This window comes from Brachyspira pilosicoli (assembly GCF_019402445.1).
Taxonomy (GTDB): domain Bacteria; phylum Spirochaetota; class Brachyspiria; order Brachyspirales; family Brachyspiraceae; genus Brachyspira; species Brachyspira pilosicoli_B.
On the sequence record NZ_SRZM01000337.1, the window covers coordinates 1 to 246 of the forward strand.

1 protein-coding gene is annotated in these 246 nt (G+C 30.5%); it reads left to right on the forward strand.

Going from position 1 to position 246, the window contains the following annotated elements:
- Nucleotides 1-246: amidohydrolase family protein (locus E6A48_RS10400; protein WP_219710133.1), on the forward strand; the 246-nt coding region annotated here is incomplete at both ends.

Genomic DNA, 246 nt, shown 5'->3' on the forward strand with positions numbered 1-246 from the left:
TATATTGGTAAAGAAGAAAAAAAAGCTGATGAAGTAATTGATGCTTCAGGCTGCTTTATGTATCCGGGACTTATCAATACGCATCATCATTTGTATCAAATATTCAGCAGAAATTTACCTCAAGTACAAAACATGGAATTATTTGATTGGCTTAGAACTCTATATGAAATTTGGAAAAATATAAACAATGATGTTGTTTATTATAGCTCTATTGCTGCAATGGGAGAATTATTAAAAACAGGCTGT